The sequence below is a fragment of the Blautia sp. HCP3S3_B11 genome (assembly GCF_052064435.1).
Taxonomy (GTDB): Bacteria; Bacillota; Clostridia; order Lachnospirales; family Lachnospiraceae; genus Blautia_A.
In genome coordinates, this window is record NZ_JBQHVP010000003.1 from 52,096 (window position 1) to 67,660 (window position 15,565).

At 41.8% G+C, this 15,565-nt stretch carries 12 protein-coding genes; 1 reads left to right on the forward strand and 11 read right to left on the reverse strand.

Annotation, left to right across the window (positions count from 1 at the left end):
* Positions 1-16: 16 nt before the first annotated feature.
* The 4 genes from ACTNC0_RS02995 to dapF form a co-directional block, all read right to left on the reverse strand.
* Complete coding sequence (locus ACTNC0_RS02995) at positions 17-1,231, reverse strand: homoserine dehydrogenase (RefSeq protein ID WP_441086300.1); 1,215 nt, start codon at positions 1,229-1,231, stop codon at positions 17-19.
* 6 nt (positions 1,232-1,237) lie between these two features.
* Complete coding sequence (locus tag ACTNC0_RS03000; protein WP_441086301.1) at positions 1,238-1,693, reverse strand: ACT domain-containing protein; 456 nt, start codon at positions 1,691-1,693, stop codon at positions 1,238-1,240.
* A 220-nt stretch (positions 1,694-1,913) separates the two neighbouring features.
* A protein-coding gene (gene prfB, locus ACTNC0_RS03005; protein ID WP_441086302.1) for a peptide chain release factor 2 occupies positions 1,914-3,024 on the reverse strand; the annotation gives its coding sequence in 2 pieces (ribosomal slippage) (positions 1,914-2,948 and positions 2,950-3,024; 1,110 coding nt in all).
* Positions 3,025-3,441: 417 nt separating this feature from the next.
* On the reverse strand, positions 3,442-4,290 hold the full coding sequence (gene dapF / locus ACTNC0_RS03010) for a diaminopimelate epimerase (protein ID WP_441086303.1): 849 nt from the start codon (positions 4,288-4,290) through the stop codon (positions 3,442-3,444).
* A gap of 522 nt (positions 4,291-4,812) precedes the next feature.
* On the opposite strand from dapF, the gene ACTNC0_RS03015 reads away from it, so the two are divergent.
* Positions 4,813-5,649, forward strand: a complete 837-nt coding sequence (locus tag ACTNC0_RS03015) for a helix-turn-helix domain-containing protein (RefSeq protein WP_441086304.1) — start codon at positions 4,813-4,815, stop codon at positions 5,647-5,649.
* A gap of 176 nt (positions 5,650-5,825) precedes the next feature.
* Here the strand turns inward: ACTNC0_RS03015 and ACTNC0_RS03020 are convergent, their stop codons facing one another.
* From ACTNC0_RS03020 to ACTNC0_RS03050, 7 genes are all read right to left on the reverse strand, one after another.
* Positions 5,826-7,289: a sodium-dependent transporter gene (locus ACTNC0_RS03020; protein WP_441086305.1), complete on the reverse strand. Its 1,464-nt coding sequence runs from the start codon at positions 7,287-7,289 to the stop codon at positions 5,826-5,828.
* A 228-nt stretch (positions 7,290-7,517) separates the two neighbouring features.
* Positions 7,518-10,094 carry a preprotein translocase subunit SecA gene (gene secA, locus ACTNC0_RS03025; protein WP_441086306.1) on the reverse strand — a complete coding sequence of 859 codons (2,577 nt, stop codon included), beginning with the start codon at positions 10,092-10,094 and terminating at the stop codon, positions 7,518-7,520.
* 352 nt (positions 10,095-10,446) lie between these two features.
* On the reverse strand, positions 10,447-11,964 hold the full coding sequence (malQ, locus tag ACTNC0_RS03030; protein WP_441086379.1) for a 4-alpha-glucanotransferase: 1,518 nt from the start codon (positions 11,962-11,964) through the stop codon (positions 10,447-10,449).
* 107 nt (positions 11,965-12,071) lie between these two features.
* Positions 12,072-12,884, reverse strand: coding sequence for a bifunctional hydroxymethylpyrimidine kinase/phosphomethylpyrimidine kinase (gene thiD, locus ACTNC0_RS03035; RefSeq protein WP_441086307.1), 813 nt, complete (start codon positions 12,882-12,884; stop codon positions 12,072-12,074).
* A gap of 182 nt (positions 12,885-13,066) precedes the next feature.
* Positions 13,067-13,594 (reverse strand): ribosome hibernation-promoting factor, HPF/YfiA family, encoded by a 528-nt coding sequence (gene hpf / locus ACTNC0_RS03040; protein WP_117674244.1) that lies wholly within the window; start codon positions 13,592-13,594, stop codon positions 13,067-13,069.
* A 242-nt stretch (positions 13,595-13,836) separates the two neighbouring features.
* Positions 13,837-14,604, reverse strand: a complete 768-nt coding sequence (gene hisA / locus ACTNC0_RS03045) for a phosphoribosylformimino-5-aminoimidazole carboxamide ribotide isomerase (RefSeq protein WP_441086308.1) — start codon at positions 14,602-14,604, stop codon at positions 13,837-13,839.
* A gap of 438 nt (positions 14,605-15,042) precedes the next feature.
* Positions 15,043-15,537 (reverse strand): hypothetical protein, encoded by a 495-nt coding sequence (locus tag ACTNC0_RS03050; RefSeq protein WP_441086309.1) that lies wholly within the window; start codon positions 15,535-15,537, stop codon positions 15,043-15,045.
* Positions 15,538-15,565 lie beyond the last annotated feature (28 nt).

Sequence of the window (15,565 nt, forward strand, 5' to 3'; positions counted from 1 at the left end):
GAAATCTGTGGATTAATCAATCTTTTACGCGGATTTTTGCAAGTACCTGGCTTTCAATCTGAGCCATTTTCTCTTTAAATTCACCCTGTGACATTTCAGCAGTGATAAAGGCACATTCTTCCGGAAGCTGCCTGAGGCTGATGATCTCGACTTCACCAAATACCTTCTTCGCTTCTTCTGCCGCATCTTTTTTAATTCTTACGAAAAATCTTCCTGTCACTTCATCCAGTGGTTTCAGGACTGCCGGAGTGCTGTTCCAGTTTGTAGTAATATTTGTATGGAGATGTTTCGCAGCATCTACGATATCACCAACTACCGCACTTGCTGTAGGAAGCTTACCTGCTCCACTTCCATAGAACATAGCGTCTCCAAGCATATTTCCATGTACAAATACCGCATTAAATACATCATTAACACTGTAAAGAGGGCTGTCCTGTCCGATCAGGAATGGTGCAACCAGCGCATAGCAGGTTCCATCTTCCAGTTTACGGCTGGTTCCCAGAAGTTTGATTGTTCTGCCAAGTTTCGCAGCATATTCCATATCTTCCGGTGTAATCTTTGTGATTCCCTCTGTATAAATATCTTCGAAATCAAAATATCTCTCATAGGCAAGAGAAGAAAGAATCGCAATCTTACGGCATGCATCATATCCTTCTACGTCTGCGGTAGGATCTGCTTCTGCATATCCTTTCTGCTGTGCTTCTTTTAATACCGTATCAAACTCGCAGCCTTCTGTATTCATCTTATAAAGCATGTAGTTGGTTGTTCCATTCAGGATACCTGTCACTTCATCGATCTCATCTCCTGTAAGAGAAGAATTGATCACACGGATGATCGGGATTCCGCCGCCGCAGCTTGCCTCGAATAAGAAGTTAATGCTCTTTTCTTTCGCGATATCCATCAGCTCGCGGCCATGTTTTGCAACCAGAGCTTTATTGGAGGTACATACATTCTTTCCTGCCAGAAGTGCTTTCTTTACAAAAGTATAAGCCGGCTCTACACCGCCCATAACCTCTACTACGATATCCACTTCCGGATCATTCACGATCTGCTCATAATCATGAACCAGAACCTCTTCTACCGGCTGTCCCGGGAAATCACGAAGATCCAGGACATATTTTACATTAAGTTCCTCTCCGGCACGTCTTGTAATGCTCTCTTTGTTTGTGTTTAATACTTCAAATACACCGCTTCCAACTGTGCCATATCCTAAAATTGCTACATTGATCATTTTCTTTTACTCCCTGCCTAGTATTTTCAGATAGTGAATTCCTTCACTCTGTTCAATTGTCTCAACCATTGCTTCCGCATCTCCTTCTCCCGGAAGAATATCCACGCTCAAAGTAAGTGTGGCAACTCCGTTGATCGGAATGCTCTGATGAATGGTAAGAATGTTTCCATGAAACCGTGCAATCGTCTGCAGGACAACCGACAAAAGCCCCGGTTCATCATCCATCTGGATGATAAAGGTGATTGTCTTTCCCCTGGTTTCTTCATGAAATGGAAAAATATCATCTTTGTATTTGTAAAAAGAACTCCTGCTGATTCCTGTGCGCTCTGCCGCATCCTGCACAGTGTCCACCTTGCCGGAATCAAGAAGCTTCTTGGCTTCCACGACCTTTAACAGCACTTCCGGAACCGCGCGTTCCCTTACTACAAAATATTTCTTTTTTTCTGATATTGGTTTCTGCATATCAATTTACCTGTCCGTTTCTTAAAGACATTTGTTTTCATATAATGGATATCTTATCACAATGGACAAAAATACGCAAGAAATATGTTTCTGCATAAACAAATTATCTCATCTGTAATTTCTATATCATATAATACATCTGCAAATCACCACAAAACGCACAACTATTTATACAACGCGAAAAAGGCTGTCGTAATCCGGGACAGCCTTTTCTAATGTTTTATTTCTTCAGCGCAATCCATTTCAGATATGCATTGATAAAGATATCGATTCCGCCGTCAAGCACTGCATCCACATTTCCGGTCTCCTCGTTTGTACGATGATCCTTGACCATAGTATATGGCTGCATGACATAAGAACGGATCTGATTTCCCCATCCGATATCAGTTACCTCTCCACGGATACCGGAAAGTTTCTCCTCTGCTTCCTGCTGCTTAAGAAGATACAGCTTCGCTTTCAGCATCTGCATCGCTTTATCTTTATTCATATGCTGAGAACGTTCATTCTGACACTGTACCACGATTCCGGTCGGGAAATGTGTGATACGGATGGCAGATGATGTCTTATTGATATGCTGACCACCGGCACCACTACTTCGGTAAGTATCGATACGGATATCGTCATCATTGATCTCTACATCCAGATCCTTCTTGATATCCGGCATAACATCGCAGGATACGAAAGAAGTCTGGCGTTTACCTGCCGCATTAAAAGGAGAGATACGCACAAGACGGTGAACTCCTTTCTCTGACTTCAGATAACCATAAGCATTTGTTCCGTTTACCTGGAATGTAACAGATTTAATGCCTGCTTCATCACCATCCAGATAATCCAGCACTTCCAGACTGAAACCTTTCTTATCTACCCAGCGGCTGTACATACGATAAAGCATGCCGCACCAGTCACATGCCTCTGTTCCGCCTGCACCTGCATTCAGCTTGATAATGGCGTTCTCACTGTCATATTCTCCGGAAAGAAGTGTCTTGATACGGATATTGTCGAAATCTCTCTGGAACTCATCCAGCATCTCCTGAATTTCAGGAATCAGTGCAGGATCGTTCTCTTCATATCCCATCTCGATCATGGTTTCCATATCTTCCATCTGAGTGATCAGATTCTGATAGGTCTCCATGTCATCTTTCATGTCTTTTAATTCTTTCATCTTCTTCTGGGAAACTTCTGCGTCATCCCAGAAATCAGGCGCTTCCATTTCGCGCTCTAATTCTTCAACCTTCTGCTCTTTGTTAGCGAGGTCAAAGTGAATCCCTCACTTCCACTAATGGTTCTGTATAAGTCGCAAGAATGCTCTTGAACTGGTCTAATTCAACCACAGCTTCACCCACTTTCTTATTTTTAAATATAAATATTCTTTGTCAGATTTTTACGATATCCGACTGGATTTTCTGTTTAGACAAGTATAACAGACGAACACTTGTAATTCGTTTCGCCACTTGTCAATAACCCTGCAAACAGTTTCCATTACGCTGTTTGACTCGTTTAAAATAATAGCATATCTTCCATCAAAATACAAATAAAGAATTACCCGCAGCACAAATCTTGTTACTGTTCACTCCGCTCTCAGTAACACGCTTCGCGATGCACAGAATTTATGCTAATCGCATAAATTCGCGCCGTATGTCTCGGGATTTTGGCATATTCATGCCAAAACGCCTCGCGGGATAGTAGATGCGAACAGTAACCAAATCTTTACTGCGGGCTATAGGCAACTCTATAAAACTTTTTGATTTTTATGAGAAAAAGCTCTCCGCCACACTCATATCCGCAATATATCCGACCGTACCTGTCATGTAGATTGTTCCGTCCTCTTCAATATCAATCTGAATCATTCCGCCAGGCTGGTTTACATTAATGCGGGATTCCACAAGTCCCAATTTATATGCCGCAGCCGCTGCCGCACAGCTTCCTGTTCCGGATGCCTTTGTATAACCGGAACCTCTTTCCCATATTTCGATATCCAGATTTCCTTTGTCAATCTGGCGGCAGATCTGCAGGTTCATTCTCTCCGGAAATTCATCCGCGTTTTCCACATAAGGTCCCAGATTTCTGACAGCTTCTGCACTTACATTATCTGTAAAAATAATACAATGTGGATTTCCTACTGTCAGGCAGGTGGCTTTATATTCTTCTCCATGGAACACAAACCCTTCCTTAATTACTTCGCGGACTTCACCGGATACCGGAATGTCGCTGGAAATAAACGATGGTTTTCCCATATTTACTTTAAATTCCGTTGCACGGCTGTTCAGACATTCTACCTGAATTGTACCGGACAAGGTTTCAATGTCAAATTTCTTCTCTGTAACATATCCCTGATCCATCAGATACTTTGCAAAGATACGCACACCATTTCCACTGATTGCTGACTCACTTCCGTCTGCATTGTAAATACGCACACCAAGTTTTCCCTCAATCTCTACCGGTCCATAGAGCACGCCGTCTGCTCCCAATCCGAATCCTCTCTGGCAGAGAAGGGCAACTTTCTTTCCCTGGAGCTGCACCCTGTTCTTCTTTGGATCCAGAATAAGATAATCATTTCCAAGTCCCTGGTATTTACTCATAATAATTGTATTTGCCATAGCCGCATCCCTCTCCTTATCTATCACTCACAAATATCTTCTTTCAAAATCACTTTCTACTAATCTGTCATATTCTTCTTTTACTTACTATAGGCTTATTATATTCGATTATTTTTACCATGTATATGGATTAAAATGCGACTTGTATTGCAAAAAATGCTCTCTCATTTCATTTTTTCTTTATACTTTTATTATCTTTTTTAGTTCTTTATACTTTTTATCAGTCTGCATAGAAACATAAAAAAAGACCATTATATCAGTCCTCTGATATAACAGCCTTACAGATGTTATCACTCCTCTCTATTCTGTTTTCTATTTCTTTACCCCATTTTGAAATAGTTACAAAGTTTTTACGATTACTTTGTAATTGTATGATACTATCATCTTTCAATAATGTCAATATCTTTGTAGCATATTTTCTCAGAAATTCCGTTCATTGATTGCACCTGCCTGCATTAAATGATATGATAAATACTGCCCGTAAACAATAGCAAACACAGTTCTATAGGATTGGAGGTAACTATGACCTTATCAGAACAGTTCTATCAATCAGAAAAAACAGGCTACCTTAATGAGCAGTTCCGACTTTTTCATATTAAAGACCAGACCAAAAAAGAATTTGCTTATCACTATCACGATTTTCATAAAGTAGTCATTTTTATCTCCGGAAAAGCTACTTATCATATCGAAGGAAAAGCCTACAACCTCAAACCATGGGACATCCTGCTCGTAGACCGCCATGCGATCCACCGTCCGGAAATCGATGCTTCCGTTCCCTACGAGCGCTTCATTCTCTGGATTCAGAATGATATTCCCTGGCAGGAACTTCTGAAATGTTTTCAGGAAGCAAACGACCGCAGCTATAATCTGATTCGTCTGCATCCTTCCCTTCTGGAAAAACTGAAAGAAATTCTTCTGGAATTAGAATCTGCCACAAAATCCGACGCATTTGCCAAAGACCTTCTGGCTCAGTCATTATTTCTGCAATTTATGATCTATGTAAACCGTATTTTTCTGGAAAAGCAATATATTTTCGACAGAAAATCATACTTTTTCGATTCACAGATTGCGGATATTCTGCAATACATCAACCACAATCTGAAAGAAGATCTGTCGGTAGACAATCTCGCCTCCAGGTATTATATCAGTAAATATCATCTGATGCGGAAATTTAAAGAAGAAACTGGATTCACACTCCATAACTATATCGTAAATAAGCGGCTTCTCATAGCTCGAACCCTGATTTCAGAAGGAATGCCGGTAACAAAAGCAGCATTAGAAAGCGGTTTCTCTGAATATAGCACTTTTTCCCGTGCATATCGAAAACAGTTTGGGGCTACACCAAGTAACATTTCATAACTCATAATCATTTCATTCTCTTATAATTATAACGTAAAACATTCGTAACTGTTCAGTACCTTCACAGTTACGAGTCAAAATCCATTAAAAATCGCCTTTGGCGATGGGATTTTGACTTATATGTCTCGGGATTTTGGCATATTCTCTTTTGTTTATTTGATTCCACTACTATCTGCTTATTTCGCTTTCTTCTTCGCCATCGCGCAGTAAAACACAAATCCCAGCAGCACCAGTGCCACGATCATCCAGCCAACCAGTACTCCTGTTCCAAGGCCTGCGAATTTATCATAGTATCCTTTCAGATAGATTACGATAATAATCGCCGGAATTCCATAGGATACAAAACCTTTCAGAGATTTCGGAAACTTCATTCCGGTGCCGGCATTTGCCTCTGCGATAAAGTTATCCCATCCCCATCCATTCTTTCTTGTGCAGAACAGAAGGTATCCAAGACTTCCAAGCGGAAGAAGGTTATTGGAAACGATAAAATCCTCCAGATCCATGATGTTACTTCCCTCACCAAAAGGCTGGAATCCGGAAAGTACATTAAATCCAAGTACACATGGAATACTCAGGATTACTACCAGAACCGCACATACAATGACACTCTTCTTACGATCCCATCCAAATAATTCCATATTAAATACGATCAGGTTCTCAAATACGGCAATGATAGTTGAAATTGCCGCAAATGTCAGAAACAGGAAGAACAGACTTCCCCATAACGCACCGCCGCTCATCTTTGCAAAAATATTCGGCAGAGTGATAAAAATAAGGCTCGGACCTGCATCCGGCTGGATTCCGTAAGAGAAACATGCCGGAATAATGATAAATCCTGCTGTCAGCGCTACAAATGTATCCAGTATTGTGATGCTTACCGCTTCACCTGTCAGACTTCTGGATTTATCCAGATAACTTCCGAAAATCAACATCGCACCAATACCAATGGATAACGTAAAGAATGACTGGCTCAGTGCAGCAAATACTACATTACCGATTCCTGCATCCTTAATCTTCTGAAAATCAGGAACCAGATAAAAACGAATTCCTTCCCCTGCGCCTTCCATCATTACGGAGTGAACAGCAAGGATAACCATAATGATCAGCAAGGCGCTCATCATTACTTTGGAGATTTTCTCAATTCCGTTCTGCAGTCCCATGAAGCAGACTGCGAATCCAATAAGACAGGTAATGACCATCCAAAGCATCATCGTCGGCGCATTTCCAAGCATATCGGAAAATGACTGTGTCACTGCCTCAGGAGACGCTCCTGCAAAATCTCCCCGTAAACTCTTTACACAATAATAAAGCATCCATCCGCCTACTGTAGTGTAAAACATCATCAACATGTAACATCCAATGATACCGATGGATTTCAGCGGCTTCCAGCAGCTTCCCTCCGGTGCCAGTTTGTCAAAACATTTCGCAACACTCGTGTGACTTCCACGTCCTACCGCAAACTCAGATACCAGGACTGGAATGCCCAGGATTACCAGGAAACATAAGTAGATCAGAATAAAAGCTGCTCCTCCATATGCTCCGCAGATGTATGGGAATTTCCACACATTTCCAATGCCAATGGCACATCCCGCCGATACCAGAATGAAACCAAGGCGTGAGCCAAAAGACTCTCTCTTCATACTGTTTTTCCCCCTTTAGGTTTTATAATGGTACACTATTATGAGCCGTTCTGATACACTAATTCGTTAGCAAATCAATGTATCAATTCAACGCATTAACGTATTTTCGTGTACGATAAAAGGGCCTTGTATAATTAAGCCCTTTTATCTCATAAGCAGTCCATTACCATTTTTTATATGTCCGGTAATATATCTTTCCTGCTTTCACTATTCTCTTTCCAACCAGGCTCAGGCTTTGTTCTTACGTCCGCAGCACTGTTTGTATTTCTTACCGCTTCCGCATGGACACGGATCATTCGGATATACTTTGATCTCTTTTCTCTGAACTGGTTTCTTCGGACCGGCGCTGTCATCTTTGTTTGTTCCGGTAACTTTGGCAACCTGTTCACGCTCGATTTTCTGCTCTACATGTACATGATACAGCATACGAAGTGTATCTTCCTGAATAGATGTGATCATGTTGTTGAACATCTCGAATGCGCTCATCTTGTATTCAACAACCGGATCTCTCTGTCCGTAAGCAGCAAGTCCGATACCCTGACGAAGAATTTCCATATCATCAATGTGATCCATCCACTTGCTGTCGATGCATTTCAGAAGTACAACACGCTCTAATTCACGAAGCTGTTCCGGTTCCGGGAACTCTGCTTCTTTTGCTTCATAAAGCTTCACTGCCTCTTCTTTCAATTCGTGCTTAATCTCATCACGTTTCTTACCTTTTACAGTCTCAAGAGTAAGCGGCTGAACCGGAATAACCGGGAGAAGTACGCCGTTAAATTCATTCAGATCCCACTCTTCGGAATCTACATCATCAGAGAAACACATATCTACATAAGTATCAACTGTATCCTGAATCATCTTGTAGATTGCCTCACGCATGTTCTCACCATCAAGAACCTGACGACGCTCTTTGTAGATGATCTCACGCTGCTCATTATTTACCTGGTCATAATCAAGAAGATTCTTACGAATACCAAAGTTGTTAAACTCAATCTTCTCCTGTGCTTTCTCGATTGCATTGGAAAGCATCTTATGTTCGATCTGTTCATTCTCAGCAACACCCAGAGATGTAAAGATCTTCATCAGTCTCTCAGAACCGAACAGACGCATCAGATCATCTTCCAGGGAAATGTAGAAACGGGACTCACCCGGGTCACCCTGACGACCGGAACGTCCACGCAGCTGATTATCGATACGTCTGGACTCATGACGTTCTGTACCGATGATCATCAGACCGCCAGCCTCTCTTGACACATCATCCAGCTTAATATCAGTACCACGGCCCGCCATGTTAGTAGCAATCGTAACTGCTCCTGCCTGACCTGCCTGTGCTACGATCTCAGCTTCCAGTTCATGGAACTTCGCGTTCAATACATTATGTTTGATTCCCTGTCTCTTCAGCATACGGCTGATAAGTTCGGAAGTTTCGATTGTAATTGTACCAACCAGTACCGGCTGCTGTTTTGCATGAGCCTCAACTACAGCATTGACAACTGCGTTGAATTTCTCTTTCTTTGTCATATAAACAGCATCTTCATGGTCAACACGGATTACCGGTCTGTTCGTCGGGATTTCTACAACGTCCATTGCATAGATATCACGGAACTCTTTCTCCTCTGTGATAGCTGTACCGGTCATACCACCCTTCTTGTCATATTTGTTAAAGAAGTTCTGGAATGTGATCGTTGCCAGAGTCTTGCTCTCACGTTTGATCTTAACATGCTCTTTTGCTTCAATCGCCTGATGAAGACCGTCAGAATAACGGCGTCCCGGCATGATACGTCCGGTAAATTCATCAACGATAAGAATCTCATCATCTTTAACAACGTAATCCTGATCCTTATGCATCAGGTTGTGTGCACGAAGAGCAAGGATAATGTTATGCTGGATCTCCAGATTCTCCGGATCAGCCAGGTTCTCAATATGGAAGAATTTCTCAACCTTATGAACACCCTGCTCAGTAAGGTTTACGATCTTATCTTTCTCATTTACAACGAAGTCACCTGTCTCGATAACTTCCTCGCCCATGATAGCTGCCATCTTTGTCATCTCGTGGCTGGCTTCACCACGCTCTAACTGCTGGGCAAGGATATCGCAGGCTTCATATAATTTCGTAGACTTTCCACTCTGACCGGAAATGATAAGAGGTGTACGCGCCTCATCGATCAAAATGGAGTCGACCTCATCGATGATACAGTAGTGCAGATCTCTCTGTACCAGCTGTTCTTTATAAATAACCATGTTGTCACGCAGATAATCGAAACCAAGTTCGTTATTGGTAACATAGGTAATGTCGCAGTTGTATGCAGCACGACGTTCATCCTGCTTCATATCATTTAAAACAACGCCGACAGTCAGGCCAAGGAATTCATGGATCTGTCCCATCTCTTCTGCATCTCGTTTAGCCAGATAGTCATTGACTGTTACGATATGCACACCTTTACCTTCCAGGGCATTTAAGTATGCCGGAAGTGTGGCAACAAGTGTTTTACCTTCACCTGTTCTCATCTCTGCGATACGTCCCTGATGAAGAATGATACCACCGATTAACTGCACTCGGAAATGCTCCATTCCAAGAACACGTTTACCGGCTTCACGTACAACCGCAAATGCCTCTGGAAGCAGATCATCTAATGTCTCTCCCTCTTCCAGACGTTTCTTGAACTCTCTTGTCTTTCCTTTCAGTTCCTCATCACTTAACTTCTGCATGTCCGGGCGCAGGCTCTCGATTTTCTCAACCAGAGGCATGATACGCTTAACCTCTCGCTGGCTGCGAGTCCCGAATACTTTTGAAAACATATTCATATTAGGTCTTACTCCTGTTTATCTCTCTATTTTTACAAAGCATTGCTGCTATACACCGGCATCTGTACGATACCGGTTATTATTGTTTACTCCGTTCACTGCAAACATAATAGCAGCATGCGAACATTACAAACGATTTTTCTGTATACACAATACTAAACTATTCTAACACTTTCCAGTATGGAAAACAATGAATTTTTCATAAACAAAATAAGAAAATTGTTACTAAATCTGTTCTTATTCACATGTCACTATCCCGCGAAGTGTTTGAACATAAAATACCAAAAGCAGCAAGTCCCCACCCACTTCTTATTGATCTTCGCAACCTCCGCAGGGAACTTACCTGATTCGGTTAAATACGTTTAGTATCTACAATCAGGTGTCCTAACTTTCGTAATTCTTTTTCAGCCTGTACAAAATCCGGTAAGTGCCACTCCCAGTTCGGAGAACCGATTGTTCCCGGTGTATTAATATGGCCTTCTTTTCCCAGTCCAAGGATATCTGCCAGCGGGATAATCGCATATTCCGCCTGATTCTGCATGGTATACTGAAGGAATCGGTCTTTGACAGAGCCCTGTGATGCCCCTGCTTTCTTTAACATACGGCGAATTTTTCTTCTGGATGCAGTGCTCATATTTTCATACCACTGCATAATTGTGTCATTATCGTGAGTTCCTGTATAGAAAATCAAGTTTTCCACATCATGGAAGGTATCCCTGGCATATTTTCCACCTGTTTCGATAGAAAAGATGAGGATTTTCATTCCTTTCAGATGGTAATGATCCTTTAATACCAGAACTTCCGGACGGAGCAGTCCCAGATCCTCTGCCACCAGATTCAGCCCCGGAAGCTCTTTCTGAAGTGTGTCAATCACTTCATATCCAGGTGCTTCAATCCATTCGCCGTCAATCGCAGTCGGACAGGTTGCAGGAATCTTCCAGTATGTATCAAATGCACGGAAATGATCGATTCTGATGATATCAAACAGTTTATTGCTGTAACCGATTCTGTCTACCCAGAACTGATAATTCTGTTCTTTCATATGTTCCCAGTCGTAAATCGGATTTCCCCATCTCTGACCTGTCGCGCTGAAATAGTCCGGTGGTACTCCCGCAATAAAGATCGGACGTCCGTCTGTGTCCAGAAGGAAGTTATCCTTACCTCCCCACACATCTACAGAATCCTGACCTACATAGAACGGAACATCGCCCATGATCTCAATACCGGCTTCGTTTGCCGTTTTCTTTACGTCCATCCACTGAGTGTAGAAAATATACTGAAGGAACATCTGATACTGGGCCTCTGCCTCGACTTCTGCTGATAATGCATGTCTGTTCTCCGGCCAGTTTCTGTCCTCTTCCGCCCAGTCATTCCAGCAATTTCCGTTATTTGCTTTCTTCAATGCACGGAATACGCCATATTCATACACCCATTCCTGTGCTACAAATTCTTTATATGCAGGCTCTTCCTGTCCCTTTTTCTTTGTAAAAACTTCAAAAGCTTCTCTCAGGAATGGCTCTCTGTACTGACGGACAGCTTCGTAATCTACTCTCTTCGCATTCTGTAAAAAAGCTTCAGGTGCTGTCTTCAGCAGCCCATCTTCTGCAAGTTTGTCCAGACTGATATATATTTCATCACCAGCGCAAGAGGAATATGGCTGATATGGGGAATTTCCGTAACCAACTGGGTTAAGTGGAAGAATCTGCCATATTTTAACATGATTCTTTTTTAGTAATTCTATAAAATGAAATGCTGCTTCCCCGAGTTCCCCGGCACCAACACGTGATGGAAGTGCGGAAACTGGCATTAATACTCCGGCTTTTCTCATTGCGTTTTTGCTCCTTCTTTCTTTACAGGATTTTCTGTATATTCTATCATATTTTGAGTACTACGTCAAAAGTGAAAAACCAGGCTTAAAGCATTAGATTTCCTATGCTTTTAAACCTGGCTCAATCTTCGCATCCTGTTTACTGAAAGTTATCCTCTCTCAGATTCTTTCTTATATTCTCCTGTAATTGCAAACCCATGATCCATCGGTCCGCTGCCTTTTCCAAGGTCAAGCATCGCTGCCAGTGCTCCGGAAATATAATCTTTGGCGCGCTCTACCGATGTATCCAGATCAAAGCCTTTGGCAAGATTTGAGGCAATAGCACTGGAAAGCGTGCAACCGGTTCCATGGGTATTCGGATTGTTAATACGTTTTCCCTCAAACCAGCGATAGCTGCCATCCCGGTAAAGCAGATCATTGGCATCATTTAGCTTGTGTCCGCCTTTACACAAAACCGCGCAGTGATATGTATCACTGATTTTCTTTGCTGCTGCGATCATATCATCTGCCGTATGAATCTCCATCTCTGCCAGAACTTCCGCTTCCGGAATATTCGGAGTCAGTACACTTGAAATCGGAAGCAGACGCTGTTTCAATATTTCGATTGCCTCATCGCTGATCAGTTTCGCTCCGCTCGTTGCCACCATAACAGGATCGACCACGATATTTCCCGCTTTATATTCCTCCAGTTTGTCTGCAATCTTCCCAATCAGGGTGCTTGAGGATACCATTCCTATCTTTACTGCATCCGGATAAATATCTGTAAAAATATTATCCAGTTCCTCTCCCAGAAATTTCGGTGTCACTTCCATGATTGCAGTTACACCTGTTGTATTCTGTGCCGTCAATGCTGTAATCGCACTCATTGCGTATACACCATTTGCGATCATTGTCTTAATATCCGCCTGAATCCCAGCTCCACCGCTGGAATCACTGCCTGCAATTGTCAATGCAGTTTTCATTCCTCTACCTCTTCTTTTTCTTATTTAACCAGATAAAAACTTCTGCCTTTGCTACGTGGCTCTACACCGAATAACTGCTTCGCAGTTGATTTGGTTAAAAAAGCTTCCGCACAGAAGTTTGGGTTCTGCACGGAAGCTTTTCTTATGAAAACTTTTTATGGCCTTTTTATGTTCTGATAAGACTAGAATTCCGGTTCGATCAGACCGTAAGTATTTCCTTTACGTTTGTAAACTACATTTACCTGCTCTGTTTCTGCATTGTAGAATACAAAGAAATTATGTCCGAGAAGTTCCATCTGTACGCATGCATCTTCCGGATACATTGGTTTGATTCCAAATTTCTTGGTACGGATGATCTTAACCTCTTCATCTTCTTCGTAGTCCTTGTCCAGATATGCTTTCTGGAAGTTGGCTGCTGCCTGCTGTTTGTCTACGATTTTATTTTTGTACTTGCGAAGCTGACGTTCAATGACTTCCTCTACCAGATCAATTGATACATACATGTCATTGCTTACCTGTTCAGAACGGATGATGTTTCCTTTTACAGGGATTGTCACTTCAATTTTCTGTCTTTCTTTTTCAACACTTAAAGTTACTACAACTTCGGTGTCAGGAGTGAAATACCTTTCCAGTTTACTGAGTTTGTCCTGGACCGCTGTCTTAAGACCTTCTGTAACTGTAATATTTTTTCCGCTGATGATAAATTTCATGCTTCCATCCCCTTTGCTGTTTGATGGGTCTATTATAACACATAATTTTGAATTTTAACACTATTTTATTAAAATTTCATATTTTTTCTGTTTACTTTAAGAATATCCTCAAAGTTCCCACCTTATTATGATAAAACCCGCGTAATTTCCTATTTATTTTCATTACAAATATAATAATTATCGAAGGACTTCACGCTCTGATGAGTCGAATTAATGTCAATATTTTATGGAATTGCTATAAGTTAAAGTTTAATCAATTCTGTAAATGGAATGCTTCCTCCAAAGAGATCCAGTGCGCTGCCTACTGTAACATCAAGTCTGTCTTTTCCGTATTTACGAAGATTCTCAATGTCATTCACAGAGCCGACACCTCCGGCATAGGTAACCGGATTTCCTCTGTATTCCCCAAGCAGAGCTGCCAGTTCAGTCTCTACTCCGCGTGCCTTACCTTCCACGTCTACCGCATGAACCAGAAACTCATCGCAGTAGCTTCCCAGTTCTTCCATAATTTCTAATGTTACGATGACTTCCGTAAATTTCTGCCATCGGTCTGTCACAATATAATATTTTCCATCTTTTTTGCGACAGCTAAGATCCAGAACCAGATTCTCTTTTCCCACAGCATCTTTCATTCTGTTTAAATTTTTCCAGGAAATTTTTCCATCTTTAAAGACGTAGGAAGTAACAATCACATGACTTGCCCCGGCATTCAGGTATTCCCCGGCATTATCCGGATTTACGCCCCCTCCGATCTGCAAACCTTTCGGATATGTACGAAGGGCAAGAAGTGCCTGCTCTTTCGTTGCTTCATAATAAGGAGAGTCATGACTGTTTAATAAGATCACATGACCACCCTTTATTCCTGCCTTTTTGTATAAATCTGCATAAAAAGATGCATCCTGTTCAGATACAAAATTCTCACTCGCCTGATCCTGTACATCTGTGAGACTCCCTCCCACAATCTGTTTCACTTTTCCATTATGTATGTCAATACATGGTCGAAATTTCATAGACCTGTTTCCTCCATTGTTATTTTATTGTTACTGAGAACGAAGTTAACAATAATATTTTATTACTTTACTACGATAATACCATAAACCATTTCTGTTGTCTCGATTTTTTTAGAAATCCTGTCAATCATAATTGAGACTGCTGCATACGATATTGACATATTACACCAGTCTCCTTATGTTAGCAAAAAATTGCGCGTCTAACTCATCACTGAAGTAACGAGAAGTTACTGTTCACACATCACTATCCCGCGAGGTGTTTTGGCATGAATATGCCAAAATCCCGAGACATGCAAGCCAAAATTCCATTGCCGCAGGCAATCTGGAATGAATTTGGGCTACGTTACTGAGAACGGAGTGAACAGTAACAACGAGAATATGACGCGCAGTTATTCAACGAGTTCAGATAAATTCCCTGTTTTAATTGAGTTCCTCTTTCTATCTTCCCTCCGCTGCATTTCCAACAGCATCGCCTACATCTTCAACTGCATCACCAACTCCTTCACCCAGGTCTCTGACTCCATTCCCAAGTGCCCCAGAAACAGTTCCATCTTTATCATCTGTTGCAGTATTATTATCGCCATTTACCGCATCACCTGCCATTCCATCCTCTGCTGCTCCATTTCCAGCCAGTCCATCATCCGTCACAGTTCCATCATCTGTATTATTTGTTGTATTATTTCCAGTCGTATTATTGCCGTCTGTATCGTTTCCGACTGTATTATCTCCAGCTACATTGCCGTCTGTTGTGTTATTTTCCACACTATTATCTGCCTCATCAACCGTATCATCTGTCGCATTTTCATCCGTCATATTTTCCTCATTTGTATCTACCTCATCTGCCGCATTGTTGGTATTTCCACACGCAGTAAACATACATAATGTCACAATAAGTGCCACACTCACAAGAATCTTCTTTACTTTTTTTCTCATATTCGTCTCCTGTTCCCGGAAAGCAGTC

Coding starts and splice junctions, on each gene's coding strand:
- ACTNC0_RS02995 (WP_441086300.1), bottom strand. CDS start 1,231: ATGATCAATGTAGCAATTTTAGGATATGGCACAGTTGGAAGCGGTGTA.
- ACTNC0_RS03000 (WP_441086301.1), bottom strand. CDS start 1,693: ATGCAGAAACCAATATCAGAAAAAAAGAAATATTTTGTAGTAAGGGAA.
- dapF (WP_441086303.1), bottom strand. CDS start 4,290: ATGGCAAATACAATTATTATGAGTAAATACCAGGGACTTGGAAATGAT.
- ACTNC0_RS03015 (WP_441086304.1), top strand. CDS start 4,813: ATGACCTTATCAGAACAGTTCTATCAATCAGAAAAAACAGGCTACCTT.
- ACTNC0_RS03020 (WP_441086305.1), bottom strand. CDS start 7,289: ATGAAGAGAGAGTCTTTTGGCTCACGCCTTGGTTTCATTCTGGTATCG.
- secA (WP_441086306.1), bottom strand. CDS start 10,094: ATGAATATGTTTTCAAAAGTATTCGGGACTCGCAGCCAGCGAGAGGTT.
- thiD (WP_441086307.1), bottom strand. CDS start 12,884: ATGAAAACTGCATTGACAATTGCAGGCAGTGATTCCAGCGGTGGAGCT.
- hpf (WP_117674244.1), bottom strand. CDS start 13,594: ATGAAATTTATCATCAGCGGAAAAAATATTACAGTTACAGAAGGTCTT.
- hisA (WP_441086308.1), bottom strand. CDS start 14,604: ATGAAATTTCGACCATGTATTGACATACATAATGGAAAAGTGAAACAG.
- ACTNC0_RS03050 (WP_441086309.1), bottom strand. CDS start 15,537: ATGAGAAAAAAAGTAAAGAAGATTCTTGTGAGTGTGGCACTTATTGTG.